Origin of the sequence: Endozoicomonas sp. ALC020 (genome assembly GCF_049275935.1) — a bacterium.
Classification (GTDB): domain Bacteria; phylum Pseudomonadota; class Gammaproteobacteria; order Pseudomonadales; family Endozoicomonadaceae; genus Endozoicomonas_A.
On record NZ_CP184830.1, the window covers coordinates 6734620 to 6754824 of the forward strand.

Below are 20205 nucleotides of genomic sequence, written 5' to 3' on the forward strand. Positions count from 1 at the left end.
CACCTGTAAGAAACCACTTTCCACACTAATCGGGTACTCATCTCCGAGGAAGTAGAATGACAAATGCTTGCCCCAATGCTTTAAGCCTTGCTGTAATCGCTGTGATCGGCTCGTCCTTCACTGGCACACAGGCACTGGCTAATCGATGGCTGCATACCAAATCTATCCATATTCAGGCCAGTGGACATGAGGAGTTTCCCCACAGTGACGTTATGATTCGACCAACTCCAGGTCCTGACCAGCAGCCAATACCCAACTCCTTTACAACCACCTACCCTTATACTATCGACAGAGAACACTACTATCACCTTCCTTCTGCAAGCTTTACACAAAGAATTTCTAATGTTGGTGGCAAAGTTTCCAGTGTTGACCTGTTTCAAACAGGCGACAATGGCGTTGCTCAAAAATACACCAAAGTCCTGAAGTTAGATGATGAGGAAGTCTTCAGGTTCACCCATAACCTTGAAGAAACGAAACTGTTCATTGAAGTCAGAGCCGGAATGACCGATGAGGATTCAATTAATGCTTTTCGTGCATTTCATGACGAGAAGCCATTAGAACCATTGACGAAAATCGCCGCCCCCCAGCAACTGGATGAGTTACTGGCAGCTGTCTACGACAGAAAAGGAAAGCTGGGCGCCAATGATCACTTTATTGCCCTTGCCACCCTTGAAGTAGAAAAAGTTGAAGTGGATGGACGTACTTTCATGCGTCTTATCGCTTCGGGGGATCAGCCCCCTGAACTGCAGCGTCTGGGTCAATCACTCTTTATCAATGAGGAGGCTCTTCTGGCAGCAGCCACCTCTGCCTATATCCAGGTTCATGTCCTGGGAGAGGACTTACAACAGCAGGCTCTTAATGAACTCATGGCCCACAGCAAACCCGTCGGTTACGTTGTACACGTCGACGATGACACAAAGTTTTATCCTGTGCCTGCGGGTTATCCAAAACTTGAAGTAGCAGAAGCTTCGGGGAAAGAGATTGTTTTCCATGGTCAGAGGCTGAGTCCGAATGATATAGCCTTTGTAGAAAAGCTCTCTAACCTCTATTACCTCTGGGAAGAAGTTGAGGGTAATAACCCCGTCCCTGCAGTGTTAGCAAAGGTTGAAAAACATAAGGTCAAAAACTACCAGCACGTCATTCGAAGCAGGCAGATGGCAATACTTGAGGAGTATGTTGCGCGGCACGATGCTGTCGTTCACGAAGATCAACCGACGACGCTCACAAACGAAGATAAACTGGCAATAGATGCACTTGCTCACTATGAATATCTCCAGCAGGCGTTGGCCAGTAATGCTCCAGCTCGTTCGATTCAGGTCCCTGAATTTGAATTCACCCTGGAACACATCAGGGTTGCTTCGTCGGTCATCACGCCAGAATGGCTGCATTCTCAACTCATAGAACACTTCAATTTCAAACCCGTATTCAGAAATCTTCTGATTAACCCGCATTTTGTCCAGGATATTCAGAATGTTATACCCATTAACAACCATGACAGCCAGGTGCAAACCGGTCATCATGAGAAGGACAAAAAGTTTGCTGCCAGAGTCATAGGAGACATGAACAGACAGCTGCTTAAAAAACTGGACAAGCTGTATGCAAAAGAAAGTGACCTCTTAGGACTTCATGACTACTTAAAGTCCAGAATCGGAGTAGCCAGTCCCAGTCGCAAGGAAAAGCTGGGTGAGCTGCAACAACGCTATTGGGAAGTTAAGGATGAGCTTGTAAAGATTCATGTCGAACTGGAATACCTGGAAAATATGGAACTGAAACTTCTGCTGGATGCTCAACGAATCCCGGAGCTGGAAACACAAGTTCGTACTATCAGAACAGATGTCACAAAAGCCCTTAACGCTGAAAGAGAAGCAGAAGTCAAAGCACACCATGCAACCATTGCCAGTCATTTAAACACCATGAATTTTGATAGCAATAAAGATGGAGTGCTTGGGAAACTGACCGCCGTGGAAAGAACCCTGTACATGGATGACCCCGATAGCGTTGATGACGTGTATCACCGTCGTCAAGCCATTTCTGATGAAATTCAGACATACATCATAAAAATCAGACAGCAGGCAGAGGAAGATGCTCTAAAAATACTGCAAACAGTAGAAGAAATATTCAAAATCCAAGTCAACAAAGACGATCACAAAGTGGCAAGGCTTGAAAGGGTTCGTACAAAACTTGACAGCAATAATGTCTCAGAAGACATGCTGAATACGATAAAAGATGCTCTCTCAAAAGGAAAGATGATACCAGCGAGCGTAAAAAAGGCATCAAAACTCAGGAAGATTCAAGGGTATCTTACCTACCATGTCGAAAACACGGATGCGCGAGTCTTTAATCATCAGAAAGACCTGCTTGAAATGATAGAGCACGTTCTGCTTATCTCCTCCGAAATAAACCATGGAGCTATAGAAAGAGGCAAAGCTTTCGTTGCCAAGCTGGCCAATGAGCTGGGATTAACTATTGAAAACGATGACTACCTGTACAACAGCAAGTATGTTGTTGGAGACAAAATTCAGGCATTAATAACAGAAGTAAACGAAGCCAATGGCGATGAAGATGTCAGAAGACGCAGAAACAATGAAATGGCTTCTCAACTCAACATTGCGGCCTATAAAGATGATGCCAGCATTGACGACCAGAACTTTCTAATTAAAAGAACACTCCAACAGCTGAATGAAGAAGTTTCCAAAGCAGGTATTGTCAGCATTAATGAGCATATCACAGCCATTGATACAGAGCTTGACAGGCAATTGGCCTGCCTGGGACCCAAACCCCGATACGTTCTTGATCGTGAGCTAGCCAGAGCCAGACAAGCAATACAAAAAGCTGAAACAGAGCTAACAGATGTTCATCGAAAACTGAACAGGCTTAGTGGCAAAAACGTGTTATTTGCCGGGAGTCGTGCTGACCTCCGACATATCTCAGATAAATACGACACAGCAATCAATCAGGTAATGAAAGAATCTCAGACCGACTTGGCGCTGGATGCAGGTAACGAACAACACCCTCAAGAGATAATGGAGGATGTCAAAGATTTCCTGTCGGGACACAGCAAAGAGAAGCAGGATTTAATCGTTGAGCAACGGGTAGGCAAAACAAATACCAACATCCAGATAAAAGAAAATGACGAAATTTTACCGGAAGAGGCTGATTACTTTATTGTCATTCGGAGCAGAAGAGATAATCACGATCAAGACAAAACCCATGAATTCGATGAACTATTGGGTGAACTGCCTTCAGCCAGGAAAAAGTACTTTCGGGTCAGGCAACTACTGCGTATTCACGACAAGAAAAATAGGGAGTTGACCAATGCACGGCTTGAAGAGAGGAACGCACAAGAGAGTCTTGATCTTAAAAAAGAGGAGATCAAGCGTTTTGGAAACACCGGTGAAAAGGCCGAAACCGAACAGAAGAACGAAATAACCCGCCTGAACACAGCCCTGGAGCAGAGAAGTGAAGCGGTATCAAAAGCAGAAGAGGACCTGATCGATTTTCATAAAACGTTTCTTGACCCCATGGAAAAAACCATGGGTCTTGAACCAGACGCCACTGACACCAATGAACACCGGGTTAATGCCCTGAGAAACAGGCTGGTAAAACTGGGCGGTGATGATGGTTCTGGCGGCAGGATTCAGCAACTGAGTCAGGAGCAGGCCCGTCTGGAAAGAGAGATTGAAGTCAGGAAAGCAAACATTGAGAGAATGAAGGAAGTCCTGAGGGCCGCAGAGGAAGCCGTCGAAAATGACGGCGGTCCCTTCCAGTTCACACCTAGACAGGCAAAAGTTCTGACCGATATGGACACCTTCACAGAGCAGCACCCTCTCAGGCAACAGGCTCTGGATGCCGCACTGGACCTGGCAGAATCAGCCGTCAAAAACGGTAAAACAATACCCGGCCTTGCGACGTTTGATTTTAACGATGAATTTGCACCGATTCGCCTGCAGGCAATGGTCGGAGACGACCTGCCCTTTGATCAGGCCAGTCGGATGGTGGAGGTCTTCAAGAGCCTGAAGACGAGCTTGCCTTTCGGGCATTCAGAAGATCAATCTCAGAATGTCATTGAGGAAGTCCAGAATCTGGCGCTAAGGGCCAGGAATGAGATAAAAACCGGGGCTCAACAATACGACGATGGAATACGCGGCATGGGCAAAAGAGCCACTCACTTCGTCGAGCATAAACCAGGGGACCTGAAAGACTTTTCGGAATACTTCGCTGCCCACTCTGTCAGTGGTGGCAGGATCATTGCTTTGCTGCGGGAAGGACTGATCAGCAAGATCGAGCTTGGAAACTACATGAAGGCCATCAGAGGTGTCGATGGTTATCAGACTGTGGATGAATTTGAACACTTCCTCGGCTACAAACACGACGTCCATATACCCAACTTCAAGAAGGTTGCCCGGATGCTGTCCGACAAGGCTGTTGAGGAATTCATGCAAAGTGCCTTTGACCCTGTAGCTGTCACAGCCACTGGCCCGACGGGTATGAAAGAATCTGTTGTCGGCATGAAAGAGTATGCAGCTGCGGTCATCGCCAACTACGTTCTTGATGATATTGCCTTTGACAATGGTCGTAGGACAGCAGCATTCCTGGCCAATGTTCAGGATACCCTGGCACCTTATGCCCGTGCTGCCGGAATATCTGAATCAGACCTGATCGAAACTGTTCATGGCACATTAATGCAGGCTCATGCCGCAGCGGTTGAACGACAGCTACTGAATTACTGGGTCAAGCCTTCAGCCTTTCTGGTACAGGCTGTCACCTGGTACTTCTCCAGCTACAAACCCCTGCTGGCTACCCACACCACCTGGCAGGCTGCTGAGCTATCCCTCTCGAACCTGTCGTTCCTCTATCTTCTGGATCTGACCAGCAGAGGAGATTACCTGCATCGGATGCTGATACCTTTCCAGCACTGGCTGGAATCTTATGGTGTTGATCCTGATCGAACCGGGCAATATGCTTATCACCGTGGCATTGAACAAATCTCCGAATTGGGCGGGCTGGCCATGCCATGGGGTAAAGCCGCTTCCTCGGTCATTCTGCTGAAAACCGGCTCTATGCTGTTTGCCCGACAGTACAACGCCAACCCGCAGATGTATCGCAGCATTTCCCGTCTGGTGCCGGAAATAGTGCAATCCATGGGCTCCGGACAGGGAGTTCAGATACCGCTGCTGCACAGGGTGACACCACAAAAAGTGAAAACCCTGGCCTCTACCACAACCGGTCTGCTGCTGGGCCCGGTAGCCACCTTCGGAACATACGCCCACGGTCTTTTATCCGGGTTTACCTACGCCCAAACATTCGGATTCGCGCTGGCGTCCAGCCTCACTTACGACTTCTTTATGAACGACAACAGGATGCTCACTCAATGGCTGGGTGGACCTTTGGGCCGTAGTCTTGACAAAATTAATCGCTGGCTGGGCGTGGGTGAAACGCAAGATAACTATGTGAAACGTACGACTGTTGCTTCACCTCAACGCGTCAGTGAAACCGATAAAGACTATACAAACCGTGTTAAAGCCAACGGCACCCTGTATGGCTGGACACGACACGAAAATTACCTTCAGTTCCGTGAGCGTCGGGATCGCACCATGAAGCTATTCGAGAATGGCTGGGAGAAATACTTCAGGGAAAATGTGCCTAGATGGTCATTCTCCCACGCAGAAAGCATTCCTTACTCTTACACTCTGGGTGCCTTCTATGCATTGCAACAGGACGATAGCAAGACAGCTACTTTTTATGATAAGAGAAATGCTCTTCAAGCCACATCAACTCCCGAAAGTAGTGCAGCGTCTGGAAAAAAACTGCAGCCGTGAAACCTTCAGCTGAACCCTTCATAGCCATCCAAAAGAAACCAGTATAAAGCGATACGTACTGGTTTCTTTGACACCCGTCTGTCGATTAAGTTCTGCTAAAAGGTATTAATGCATTCCTTCCCTGAAAAATCACTCAATTATACTGCCACTGCCCTTTATCACTGTGAACTAAATTTGCTCAGCAGCTAACCGGATTAGCCACTGTGAACTAAATTCTCTCAACAGCTTACCGAAACTGCCATGAGCGATTGAAAGTTACCCCCCTCGCCCGGTTTGGCAGTCAATTTTCACGGTAATCAAAGCATTCAACTTTGAGGTAGTAGAATGACAAAGACTCGCCCCAATGCATTAAGCCTTGCAGTGGCCGTTGCGATCGGTTCTTCCATCTTTGGTACAGAGGCATTCGCCGAACGCAAGCTACAAACGAAATCGATCGATATTCCAGACAATGGACATGCGGAATTCACGCGTAGCGAGGTTATAGTTCAGCCAACGTTAGATGATGACCTGCAGCCAATCCCCAATTCCTTTACTACCACCTACCCTGATCAGGCTCAGGTCAGAGGAGGCTTCGACGTTCCTTCTGAAGGCTTCACAGAGGTTCTTTCCGGCATCGAGGGTGGCGTTTCCAATATTGATCTGTTTGAAACAGACGAGAATGACATTGCCCAAAAATACACAAAAGTCCTCAAGGTTGGCAATGAAGGAGTCTTCAGATTCACCCATAATCTTGCAGAAAAGGAGCTGCTCATTGAAGTCAGAGAAGGAATGACTGATCAGAATTCAATTGCAGCTGTTCGAACTCAATTAGACGACACCCAACCATTAGAACCATTAACGAAAGTTGCAGGCCCAGAACAGTTAACCGCAATACTGAAAGGCGCCAATGAAAGATCGGGAAACCTTGGCGAAGTTGATAACTTCGTTGCCCTTGCCACCATTGAAGTAGACGAGGTGGACGTAGAAGGGCGCACCTTCATGCGACTTATCGCAGCAGGCGATCAGCCTACTAAGCTTCAGCGCCTGGGTCTATCGCTCTTTGTTAATGATGAGGCGCTTTTTGCAGCAGCCACCTCTGCCTATACCCAGGTTCATGTTCTGGGGGAAGACTTACAAAAGGAAGCCCTGAATGATCTGTTGTCATACCATCAACCCGTCGGCTACGTTCTCCATTTTGAGGACGAATCACAGTCTTATCGTTTGCCAGCCGGTTATCCAAAGCTGGAAGTGGAAGAGGTCCGGGGGGGCGTTATTGTTTTCCGATCTCAGAAACAAAATCCGGCCGACATCGCTTTTGTGGAAAGCCTCTACAACCTCTGGCGAGAAGATGACGCTAACAACCCCACTCCAGTAACAGCAAAGGTAAAAAAAGATAAGGTCAAAAGCTACCAGTACGTCATCCGAAACAGGCAAATGGAACTGCTGGAGGAGTTGGCTGAACAGTACGATACTGTAGTTGGCAGAGCTGAACTGATTACGCTTACATACTATGAATCTCTCCAGCAGGCGTTGACCAATGCCAGCCCGGATCAAGCCGATGACTTTGAATTAACGATAGAAGACATCAGACAGGCTTCGTCAGGGGTGACGACAACCTGGGTGCAGAATCAACTCGAAAAACACTTCGGCTTTAAACCCATAGTTAAAGATCTTCTGGCTAATCAGCTCTTTATTCAGGATATTCAGAAAGTGGTAACCGCTATCAACCAGGCCCACAACGGTGCTCCCGGGGTCGAGGGAAAGTTTGCCAGCAGCATTTCCAAACAGCTGGTTAAGATAGAAAGCATGCAGGAAGAGCTGCAAACAGAAGCAAGGAGACTCACCCGGCTTAGAGACCAGTTAAAGCTCACATTGAAGGCCACTACCAGTGTAGAGAAACAACTCAGAGCACTTCAACTCAAGCGACAAGTTGAGGATGCGCTTGCAGAAAATCGTAAATTGAGGGATGAACTGCAAAACCCGTCAGGAGAAATTCAGCAGGAGGTCAAAGGAGTTCTCAGCCTGGAGCAACAAATTCGTAATGCCAGAGCAGGTGCCCTGCCAATAGAAGAACGACTCATTAAAGAAAAAATTCGCGCAATCTACAGACCGTTCGCTGCAACAGCAAAGTCTTACGAAGAAGCTTTAAAAGCAGAACCGGGGGCCATTGGTGGCGAGCCCAATATAGCTTCAGTGGATGAGGACAATCTGAGTGCCCTGCAATTCGTTCAACAGCAGCTGAAAAAAAACAGTGAGGAATTCCGAAAAAATCTGGCAATCTTTGAAGTTCAACTCGGTCTGGTTACGAACAATGAAGATGACCTTCAAGCCCGCTACCAGGCCATTCTACAGCACCTTCAGGAGCAGAGACTTGAGGCCGTAAAACAACATGGTCAGAATCAACAAGAGCAGGAAGAACTGAAAAACTGGTTAGAGAAACTTCAGCAGGAAGCCAAACGAATTCAGCAGCTGGAAAAAAATGTTGGTATTGCCAGAGCCATTGTAGAAGAACACAACACTAAAGAGGCAGCAAAGCCTGGTATTGATAACCGGGACAATAGCCAGCCACTGGAAGAACAAGTATATGATGCCAGAGCAGACGCCACAAAAGATCGCAACGCTCAAACGGCAGCAGAACTTGGTATTGATAACTGGGACGATACTCTGCCACTCGAACAACAAGCCAGACTCATCAGAAAAAAAATTCAGGAAATCAAACCACCGGACTTCGTAACAGAACAGACTGATGAAAAAACGGTCAAAGCACAACTGGCGGGCATTGGAAACAAGCGTCGTCTTATTTCGGCCAATGAAGACCAGCTGGAAACCCGTCAGCAGAGCATTCCTGAACACTTCGAGCAGAATGAACAGAAAGACTGGATAGAGAAACTTCAGAAGAAAGCCGATCTGGTTCCATTGCTGAAAAAGCTGGTTCATACTCTCAGTAGAAATGGCAGAAAAGCTAAGTACGCTCTTTCAGCATTAAATCTTGGTATTGATGACTGGGATGATAACCTGCCACTCGATAAACAATTCGGACTCATAGTAAAAAAATTTAGTGAAATATACGCATCGATGGCGGCAGCAGGGCAGTCTGATGAAGGAGCTCTAACAGCAGAACCAGCCGCCATTGGTGGCTGGCGCGGTATTGCTTCGGTCAATCAATACAATCCGAACACCCTTCTGTTCATTCAACAACGGCTACAACAAAATGAAATAACACTACCCAAATCGGAAGTACGGAAAAAGCTGACTATCTTTGAGAATTATCTTGGTCTGGTTCCGGAAAACAAAGATGATCTTGAAGCCCGACATCAGGCCATTCACCAGCACCTTAAGCAGCAGGCAGCCGAGATCGCTCGACAGCCTGTTCAAAATCAACTTGAGCATGAAAGCGATCGAATTCAAGAGCTGGAACAACAAGTTCGTGATGCCAGAGCAGATGCCACAAAAGCTCGTAACGCTCAACTGGCAGCGGAGCTTGCCATTGATGACTGGGATGATTCTCAGCCACCCGAAGAACAAGCCAGACTTATTAGAAAAAAAATTGCTGAAATGAAACCATCGGTTGCGGCAACAGGAAAGCCTGATGAAGCAGCTGCAACAGCAAAACCGGCCGCTATTGGCGGCAAACGCAGTATGACTACGATCAATGGAGACGATCTGGATACCCTTGAGTTCGTTCAACAGCGAGAGCTACTGCCACAAAACGAAGGACTAACCGATCAGGAAATACGGGAAAACCTCTCTTTTTGTGAAGGCAAGCTCGGCCTGGTTCCGGACAATGAAGATGACCTTGAAACCCGTCACCGGGGTCTTCAGCAGCGCATTCAGGAGCAGTCACTTGAGATCGAACAACAATTTATGAACTTTCTAGATGAGCACGATGGACGCAAAACATGGTTACAGCTTATTAAGAAGCAAGTCGATCGAATTCCAATTCTGAAAAAAGAAGCTCGTGCAGCAGTTCCAATAAAAACTCAAAAATACAACGCTCAACTGGCAGCAGTGCTTGGTATCGATGGCTGGGATGATACCCAGCCAATCGAAGAACAATTCAGGCTCATCAGAGAGAAAATTCAAGAAATCAAGCAACCGGTTACCGCAACATCAATTGCCCCAACACCGGTTACTGGTGATACCGGCGAAGAGGTCGGAAAAACTGACAACACCCGACGGGCATCAGAACCAGGTACCGATGATCGGGATGATACCCAGGCACTAGAAAAAAAAACCAGACTTATCAGCCATAAAATTCATAAAATCAAGCAATCGGTTAGCGCAATATCCATTGCCACTACACCGCTTAGCGCAACGCCTCTTGCAACAGCATCAATTGCCCCAACACCGGTTAGCGCAACGCCTCTTGCCACAACACCGGTTATCGCAACAGGAGCCGCAGCACTACATTCTCGGGAAGAAACTTTAAAGGAAAAACCAGCGGCCATTGAAAGAAAGCAAGCTATGACTCCAGAGGATGAAAACGATCCGGATGCCCGCTATCGGCTCCTTCAACCGCACCTGCAGAATATGCTGAAACTAACCGATCAGGCAATCCTGAATAAAGACACCGCACTGGAAAATCGTGCCAAACCGCAGTCAACATTACAAGACCGGCTCTTAAGGCTTTCAGAGTTGGAAAAAGAACTGCAAACAGAGCTGGAAGACATCAGAACACCAGGCCACCCCAGAGCCATGCCTGAAGTATTTGGGACACTTCGCGCCGTGGAAAGAGTCCTGGAGCAGGAGGTGATTTACCGTAAAGAGGACGATGTATACTTCCATCGTCTGGCTGTTTCTGAAGGTATACGGATGTTCATCACAGAAGCCAAAGAGCGGTCAGAGGAAAATGCCCTGATATCACTGTATTTCCTGGAAAAAATATTAGACCTCCAAAGCAATGAAGGTGATGACAAAGCAGCAAGACTGGAAAGGGTTCGTACAAGGCTTGATGGCGGTGATATATCAAATTACAAGCTGGTTGAAATGATCGAGCTCCTCTGGTGTGAGCTGGACAGACATGACCTGGAGGCACTGAAGGGGGATCTGCCAGAGACGAATCTCAAACTCTTCACAATTCGTGAGCGTCTTGCCTTTGCAATCGAAGAGTCTGATCAGCGAGCCATAGAAAAGCAGGCAGAATACCTTTTGGCTATAGAAGACCAGCTGGCGATCAACCCTCATAAAAACCCTGCTGCTATAGAAAGAGGCAAAGCTTTCACGGCTAAACTGGCCGGTGATCTGCAGTTAGAGTTTGAACAGGATGACAACCTGTCTGACCAGAAGGATGCTCTAAAAGACAAAATTCAGGCATTAAGAGAAGAAGTAAACGAAATCTATCACGATGAAGGCGGCAAAAGAATCAGTAACAATCAAATTGCTGATCGACTTAACATTGAGAACTATGGATATCACGCCAGTATAAACGAACAAAAGAGTCTAATTGGCGCAAAACTTGATCAGCTGGATGAAGAAGTTTTCAAAGCGGGTCAGTCTGGCGTTAATGAGCGTATCGCAACTATTGAAAATGAGCTTGACAAGCAAATGGCTCGTCTGGGACCTAAACCCCGATACGTTCTTGATCGTGATGTTGCCAGGGCCAGATGGGCAATAAAGTTAGCCGAGAATGACCTGGACTCAGCTCATCGCAAGCTACATAAGATTGGTGACAAACACCTGGTATTTGCGTGGAGCCTTGCCAGCCAGCAACACCTTTCTGATGAAGAAAAAACGGTTATCAACCGGGCAATGAAAGAATTCCATACCCATCTGGGTCTGGATTCGGGTGACTCACAGCCCCCTCAAGAACGAATGGAGAACGTCAAACATTACCTGCGGGGATGCAGTCAGGAACAACGGGATAACATCGTTAAGGAACTGAGAGCCAAAACAAACAGGAACATTGAGATAAAAGGAAATGTCCTCAGTTTTACGGAAGAGCATGAAGAGTTTATTGTCGATCTGCACAAAAAAATTCCTGGTTTGTACGGGACCGGTAAATTCGGTGGATCATTGGGTGAACTGGCTTCAACCCGGATAAAGAACTCTCTGGTCAGGCAATTTCTGGTTGATCACGACAGGAAAAACTTAAAAGTGACCAATGCGTGGTTTGAAAAGAGGAATGCACAACAGAAGCTGGACCTTAAAAAAGAGGAGATCAAGCGTTGTAGAAACACTGATGACATGGCTGAAACCATACATAAGAACGAAATAGCGCGGCTGAATTTGGCCCTGAAACTGAAAAGTAAAGAGGTATCAAAAGCAGAAGAGGACCTGACGGATTTTCATAAAACGTCTCTTGCCCCCTTGGAAAAAACGGTGGGACTTAAACCAGACGCCACTGACACCAGTGAACACCGGGTTAATGCCCTGAGACACAAACAGGTACAACTTGGCGGGCACGACGGCACCGGCGGCAGGATCCGGCAACTGATTCAGGAACAGGCCCGTCTCAAAGGCGAGATTAAAGCCGGGAAGGCAAAAATTGAGAGAAGGAAGGAAATCCTGAAGACTGCAGAGAAAGCCGTCGAAGAAGAGGACGGTCCCTTCCAGTACACGCCGAGACAGGTAAAGGCTCTGGACGCTATCCACAAATTCTCGAAGGAACACCCTCTCAAAAAACAAGCTATTCAGGCCGCCATTGGCCTGCAGGAAGCAGCAGCCTATAGCGGTAAGCCCCCCCCCAACTTTATAGGTTTCGATTTTGACGATGAATTTGCACCGATTCGCTTGCGGGCAAAAGTCGGAAACAAACTGAGGATTCAACAGGCCGGTCAGATTGTGGAAATGTTCAGAAGCCTGGAAACAGCTTTCCCGCTCCCCCTGCTTTCAGAAGATCGATCTCGAAATGTTCTCAGGGAAATCCAAACACTCACGACCAGGGCATGGATTGAGAGAAACATTGGAGCAAAAGAATTCGGCGACGAAATTCGTAGCATAGGCTCAGCGGTTATTCACTGCATCGAACACCAGCAAAGGGACTTGAAAGACTTCTCGGAATACTTCGCTGCCCACTCTGCCAGTGGTGGCAAGATCATAGCTTTGCTGCGTGATGGTCTGATCAACAAGGTTGAACTTGAGAACTACATGAAAGCTGTCAGAGGTATCGATGGCTATCTGCCAGCAGATGAATTTGAACACGCTCTTGGCTACAGGCACAAAGTCAATGTGCCCCGCTTCAGAGCTGTTGTCCAAAGGCTGGACAATGAGGTTGCTGAGGAATTCATGCAGAGTGCCTTTGCTAATGTGGCTGTGACTGCCGCTGGCCCGACAGGTATGACAGAGTCTGTTGTCGGCATGAAAGAGTACGCCGCTGCAGTTATCGCCAACTATGTTCTTGACGATATTGCCTTTGAAAACGGCCGCAAAACGACCGCATTCCTGGCCAATGTTCAGGATACCCTGACACCTTATGCCAATGCAGCTGGCCTGGCTGAATCAGAGCTGATCAAGATTATCAATAGCACATTGGTGCTGGCACATGCTGCAGCGGTTGAACAGCAGCTAAATGAATACTGGCTCAAACCTTCAGCCTATCTGGTTCAGGCTGTCACCTGGTACTACACCAGCTACAAACCTCTACTGATGACCTACACTGCCTGGCATGCAGCCGACCTGGCCCTCTCAAGTATTTCGTTCCTCTATCTTATGGATCTGACCAACAGAGGTGATTACACGCACAGGATGCTCACCCCTTTCCAGCACTGGTTGGAACGCTACGGTGTTGATCTTGACCGAATCGGGCAATATGCCTACCACAGAGAAATTGAAAAATTCTCTGAAGTAGGCGGGCTGGCAATGCCATTGGGCAAGGCCACTTCCTCAGCCATTCTGCTCAGAACCGGCTCCATGCTCTTTGCCAGACAGTACAACGCCAACCCCCATAGGTATCGCAGCATTTATCGCCTGATGCCTGAAATAGTGAAATCCATGGGTTCCGGACAAGGCGTTCAGGTGCCGCTGCTGCACCGGGTGACACCACAAGCAGTGAAAGGTCTGGCCTCTGTCACAGCCGGCCTCGTGCTGGGGCCGATTTCCACTGCCGGAGCATACGCCCAGGGTCTGTTATCAGGATTTACCTATGCTCAAACCTTTGGGTTCGCTCTGGCATCGAGCCTTGCTTTCGACTTCTTCATGAACGACAACAAGATGCTCACTCAATGGCTGGGTGGTCCTCTGGGGCGTGGTATTGACAGGATTAATCGCTGGCGAGGTGTGGGTGAAACGGACGCTGAATATGTGAAACGCACGGCTGTTGCCACGCCACAACGCTTCAATGAAACCGGTGAGGATTATGTAAACCGTGTTAAGGCAAGCAACAGCATGCCTGGCTGGACGCGTCATGAAAATTATCTGCATTTCCGTGAACGCCGGGATCGCACCATGAAGATGTTTGAGAATGGCTGGGAGAAATACTTCAGGGAAAATGTACCTAAATGGTCATTCTCCCATGCAGAAAGTGTTCCTTACTCTTACACTTTAGGTGTCTTCTATGAATGGCAAAAGGTCGGTGAATCAACCAGGCAACAAGCAGCCACCGGCAGTGCCACGCCAGTGCCCCGTGAAACACCGGTGATGACTTCAGTGGAAGCGCTTCTTTCCGAGTCCACGAAGACTTCTCCGGTGACAAAGACTGAAGTTATTCCACCCATTATACTGGATGAATTCAGGGAAAGCTCTGAACCTGTGCCGATAACAACCGCGACACCCACTGCAGCGCCTGAGAAATCCCCGGCAGCTGTAAATCCAGCAATGGCTGGTCTTGCGTTCAATCTTGATGAAGATCGGGGAGACGATAAAAATCCCCGCGACGAACTCTGATATCAGAAACCAGCAGATGCTCACTTCATAGCCATCAAGAAGAAGCCGGTATAAAGAAATTCATACTGCTTTCTCTCTCTGATTGGGCTACCGATTCACCCCTATGAAGAGGTACGAAACAATGTATTCCATTCCTGAAAAAACAGCTCAAATGAATGCCCCCCGGGTCAATTCAGAAAAAGAGACATTTAATTGCAAGGCTTATGCTTCCTTCGCTCCCGGGAAACCCGAGCCAATAAACTGGCTTTCTGTCAAAAGGCTCCGGGCTTTTGCAATTTCGGGGGCCTCGTTCCTGACCATTCTATTGGCATTGGGCTTTGCCTCTGTGAACCATGCAGACTTGAGCGGACTAGAGGACGACGATGATCAACCCGACACTGAACAGTTCATGCTTGATGATGATGACTCCGGTACTCCGGAACCGGCTCCCTATGAACCGAATCTTGATGAAATGGAAGATCAGGGAGAGTTGGAAGGTTATGATCCCGATGAGGCAGATTAGCTCGTGCTCTGACTCGGAGATTTTTAAAAGAACTAAAAACCACCATTTATCCCGACGAGGGTAGAAACACATTGTCGCTTTCTGGAAAACGACAGCCACGAGCGATTAAAAGTCGCTTCCTTGCCACATGTGGCAAACACTTTTCACGGTAATTAAAGTAATCAGTCCTGAGGTAACAGAATGACAAATGCTCGTCCCAATGCATTGCACCTTGCTGTGGCCGTTGCAATCGGTTCTTCCATCTTTGGTACACAGGCGTTGGCCGATCGCAGGCTGCAGACAAAATCTGTCGATATTCTGGGCAGTGGACACGTGGAGTTTATCCAGAGTGAGATCATAGTTCAGCCAACTTTAGGTGATGACCAGCAACCCATACCTAAATCCTTTACAACCACCTACCCTGATCAGACTGAAGTCAGAGCGGGCTATGACGTTCCTTCTGAAGGCTTCACAGACGTACTTTCTGGCATAGAGGGTGGCGTTGCCAGTGTAGATCTGTTTGAAACAGACGAGAATGACGTTGCTCAGAAATATACCAGAGTCCTGAAGGTAGGTGATGAAGGAGTCTTCAAGTTCACCCATAATCTTGCAGAAAAAAAACTGGTCATTGAAGTCAGAAAAGGGATGACCGATCAGAACTCAATTGAGGCCGTTCGAGCTCAGTCAGGTGACATCCAACCAATAGATCCGTTAACAAAAGTCGCCGGCCCCGAACAGCTGGCCGCAACACTGAAAGGTGCCCATCTAAGAGCGGGAAACCTTGGTGCAAGGGATGACTATGTTGCCCTTGCCACCATTAGAGTAAAAAAAGTTGAAGTGAACGGACGCACTTTTATGCGCCCAGTGGTTGCGGGCGATCAACTCCCTGAATTGCAGCGCCTGGGGCAATCGCTCTTTGTTAATGATGAAGCTCTTTTAGCAGCAGCCAACTCTGCCTATGCCCAGGTTCATGTTCTGGGGGAAAAACTACAACGGAGAGTTCTCCACAAACTACTGTCGTACCATAGACCTGTTGGCTATGTTGTCCACGTCGAGGATGACACACAGGCTTATCCTGTGCCCGAGGGTTATCCAAAGCTGGAAGTGGATCAGGCCTCGGAGGAGATAATTGTTTTTCGTGGTCAGAAACAGAACCCGACCGATATTGCTTTTGTGAAAAGCCAGCTTGTCATCTGGGAAGAATATACAGATAAAGAACTCACTGCAGAGGTTAAAAAAGACAAGATCAAAGGCTACCAGTACATTATTAGAAGCAGGCAGATGGCACTGCTGGAGGAGTTGGCTGCAGAGTTGGCTGAAAACTACGATGCCAAACTTAACGAAGATAACCTGTCAGAGCTTACCTATTATGAGTCTTTTCAACAGGCATTAAACAGTGCTATTGCCGATGGAACCGATGAATTTGAGTTCACAACAGGACACATCAGAATCGCTTCATTGCTCATCACGCCAATCTGGATGCAGTTTCAACTCATAAAAAACTTCAGCTTCAAACCCGTACTTAAAAATCTTCTGATTAGCCATAATTTTAATCACAATATTCAAAAATTTATATCCTCTATTAACACAGCGATGAAGCGCTTTGCTGATGGCGAAGGCAAAAAGTTTTCCTCCTTTTCCCCCAAAGTTATGGGTGACATTAACCAACAGATGCTCGAGATGGCAAGCACGACGGAAGTGCTGCGGGCAGGAGAGGCCGAACTCGCCGGGCAACTCGCCGGTACAGCCAAAACATTAGGCCACGGCACAATGGCAATGGCCGCTGCCAACGGTGAGGAAAAAATGAAACCAGAACGACTCAGTGAGAAATTTGAGGCTGAGCTTAAAGAGCTTCGTCAAACGTTCGAGGTGATCAAAAACACGGTTTATGAACTTCGGGAGGATGCCAAACGAATCCCGGAGCTGGAAAAAAAAGCCGATGATGTCGCAGCAGAAGCCACAAAAGTTCGCAACGCTCAAATGGCAGCAGGGCTTGGTATTGATGACTGGGATGATACCCGGCCACCCGAAGAACAAACCAGACTCATCATAGATAAAATTGATGAGATCAAGCAACGGATTACCGTAACAAGACAGCCTGATGAAGAAGCTGAAAAAGCAAAACCGGAGGTCATTGGCCGCAAGCGAGATATTACTTCGGTTAATGAAGAGGATCTGGGTATCCTTCAGTCCATTAAACAGCACCTGCAACGAAAGAGAGAGCTAACTGATCGGATAATCCAGAATAATCTGGCTTACATTGATTGTCAGCAAGGTGTGCTCCCGGAAGAATTAACCGATCGGATAATCCTGAATAATATGGCTTACATTGAAGGTCAGCTCGGCCTTATCCCGGTTGAAGGCAGGGATCTGGAAGTCCGTTGCCAGACCATTCAGCAACACATCTGGGAGCAGGACGCTGAGATCGAAAAAGAGCTGGCAGAACGGAATAACTGGATTCAGAATCTTCAGGAGGAAGTCGATCGAATTCCAATCCTGAAAAAAAAAGTTCTTGAAGCAACAGCAGCAGCCAGGCGAGATTACAACATTCAAATAGCAGCAGAACTTGGTATTGATAACTGGGATGATACCCAGCCACCAGAAAAACAAGCCAGACTCATCAGTCAGAAAATTCATGAAATCAAGCAACCGGTTATCACAACATTGATTACCCCAACAACGGTTGCCGCAACATCAATTGCACCAACATCAATTGCACCAACATCAATTGCACCAACATCAATTGCACCAACATCAATTGCGCCAACATCGACTGCCTCGGCATCAATGGCCTCAACATCGGTTGCTGCAACAGGACAGCCCCGAAAAGAAGCTTTGAAAGAAAAACTGGCGGCCATTGAAAGAAAACACGATATTACTCCAGATAATGAAAACGATCTGGATGCCCGCTATCTGTCTCTTCAACAGCACTTGGAGCGACTAAAAGCAGAACAGGCCGATCGAGTAAAGGCAGCTGAGAATCATTTGGCTGACATTGAAGGTCAGCTCGGTCTGATCCCGGATAACGAAAAGGACCCGGAAATCCGTTGTCAGGCCATCAAGCAACACCTTAATGAGCAGGTAGCTCAGATCACTGAACAAAAGCAACAACTTCAGCAACAGAGCACCAGAACAAATGCTAACAATGAAGCTGAAAGTGGGCTGGCCAGTGTTAATCATAATCTGGATGCTATTCGTCGCGAACAAGTGTTACCTTTGCGTCCTGCTAACGCCAAAGGCAGTGTTACGGATGAAGACGAAAAGGCTCCCGATCAGGCAAGGAAACAAATTCAGACCAGATTGGGTCTGCCTGCAGGCGATGCCCCTGCCCCTGAAGAGCAATTTGACACTGTAGAAATCGGTCAGGCGCTTGAAAAACTCGAAGCTGTCATAAAAGCTATGGACACCTGGGTGGAAAATGGCAACGATTTATCGTCTTTCTCTACTGCACTTAAAGCCTATTTAGATGCTTATGGCCGTGACAAAACCAATGAAGTCGAGGGCGAGCTGACTTTAACCTGGAAAAAGTACACTCCGGTCGCAAAACTTCTGGCTGAGCACGACAGAGAAAGTACGGAACTGACCAAGGCAGTGGTCGAAGAAAATATTGCACAAAATAATCTGGATCTCAGAAAAAAGGAGATTCCTGATTCTGGAGAGATCGATGAAAAGACTAAAACCTTCCATGAGCACGAAGTATCTCGACTGAATTTAGACCTGAAAGATAAAAAAGCAGCTGTGGCGGTGACTGGCCCGACGGGTATGAAAGAGTCTGTTGCCGGCATGAAAGAGTACGCAATTGCTGTCATCGCCAATTATGCTCTAGACGATATTGCCTTTGACAATGGCCGCAGGACAGTTGCGTTTCTGGCCAACGTTCAGGATACCCTGACACCTTACGCCAATGCTGCCGGACTCTCTGAATCAGAACTGATCAAGGCTATCCATGACACAGTGATGCTGGCTCATGCCGCAGCGGTTGAGCAGCAGCTCAATGATTACTGGGTCAAACCTTCAGCCTGTCTGGTACAGGCTGTCACCTGGTACTTCTCCAGCTACAAACCCCTGCTGGTAGTCCTTAGCACCTTTCAGGCTGCCAAACTGTCCCTCTCAAACATGGCATTCCTCTATCTTCTGGATCTGACCAACAGAGGTGATTACACCCACAGGATGCTGATACCTTTCCAGCATTGGTTGGGGCACTATGGTGTTGATCTTGACCGAACCGGTCAATATGCCTACCACAGTGGAATTGAACAAATCTCTGAACTGGGTGGGTTGGCCATGCCATTGGGTAAAGCCGCTTCCTCCGTCATTTTGCTGAAAACCGGCTCCATGCTGTTTACCCGACAGCACAACGCCAACCTGCAGATGTATCGCGGCATGTCCCGCCTGGTACCCGAAATAGTCAAATCCATGGGTTCCGGGCAAGGGGTTCAGGTACCCCTGCTGCACAGGGTGACACCACAAAAAGTAAAAACTCTGGCCTCTGCCACAGCCGGTCTGGTGCTGGGTCCGGTAGCCAACTTCGGAACATACGCCCACGGTCTTTTATCCGGTTTTACCTACGCTCAAACCCTCGGATTCGCCCTGACATCGAGTCTCACTTTCGACTTCTTTATGAACGACAACAAGATGCTAACTCAATGGCTGGGTGGACCTCTGGGTCGAAGCCTTGACAGGATTAATCGCTGGCTGGGCATGGGTGAAACCCAGGATGAATATTTCAAACGTACGGCCATTGCTACGCCTCAGCGCTTCAGTGAAAACGATGAAGCCTATGCAAACCGTATTAAAGCAAGTGACATGATGCATGGCTGGACGCGGCACGAAAATTACCTGCATTTCCGTGAACGCCGTGATCGCACCATGAAGATGTCTGCGAATGGCTGGGAGAAATACTTTAAGGAAAATGTACCTAAATGGTCGTTTTCCCATGCAGAAAGCATTCCATACTCCTACACTCTTGGAGCCTTTTACAAATGGCAAAAGGGTGGTGATCAGACAATTCACGGTCATGAAAAGAGGTATGCCCCCCAATCGAGTTTTCGACCTGCAGCTTCAGCAGACAGCCTTAAATAAAAGCTACTTCCTCGCCTGGTGCTG

At 47.6% G+C, this 20205-nt stretch carries 4 protein-coding genes; all 4 read left to right on the forward strand.

Features of this window, described 5'->3' with window-relative positions; translation table 11 throughout:
* Positions 1-56: 56 nt before the first annotated feature.
* The 4 genes from ACOJUO_RS25095 (at position 57) to ACOJUO_RS25110 (ending at position 20181) form a co-directional block, all read left to right on the forward strand.
* Positions 57-5819 (forward strand): hypothetical protein, encoded by a 5763-nt coding sequence (locus ACOJUO_RS25095; RefSeq protein WP_422138531.1) that lies wholly within the window; start codon positions 57-59, stop codon positions 5817-5819.
* Positions 5820-6143: 324 nt separating this feature from the next.
* Positions 6144-14618 (forward strand): hypothetical protein, encoded by an 8475-nt coding sequence (locus ACOJUO_RS25100; protein ID WP_422138532.1) that lies wholly within the window; start codon positions 6144-6146, stop codon positions 14616-14618.
* Positions 14619-14739: 121 nt separating this feature from the next.
* Positions 14740-15120 (forward strand): hypothetical protein, encoded by a 381-nt coding sequence (locus ACOJUO_RS25105; protein ID WP_422134608.1) that lies wholly within the window; start codon positions 14740-14742, stop codon positions 15118-15120.
* 180 nt (positions 15121-15300) lie between these two features.
* Positions 15301-20181 (forward strand): hypothetical protein, encoded by a 4881-nt coding sequence (locus ACOJUO_RS25110; RefSeq protein ID WP_422138533.1) that lies wholly within the window; start codon positions 15301-15303, stop codon positions 20179-20181.
* The last annotated feature ends 24 nt before the right edge of the window (positions 20182-20205 follow it).

Excerpts from the sequence above, each read along its gene's own strand:
- ACOJUO_RS25095 (WP_422138531.1), top strand. The coding sequence starts at position 57 with ATGACAAATGCTTGCCCCAATGCTTTAAGCCTTGCTGTAATCGCTGTG.
- ACOJUO_RS25100 (WP_422138532.1), top strand. The coding sequence starts at position 6,144 with ATGACAAAGACTCGCCCCAATGCATTAAGCCTTGCAGTGGCCGTTGCG.
- ACOJUO_RS25105 (WP_422134608.1), top strand. The coding sequence starts at position 14,740 with ATGTATTCCATTCCTGAAAAAACAGCTCAAATGAATGCCCCCCGGGTC.
- ACOJUO_RS25110 (WP_422138533.1), top strand. The coding sequence starts at position 15,301 with ATGACAAATGCTCGTCCCAATGCATTGCACCTTGCTGTGGCCGTTGCA.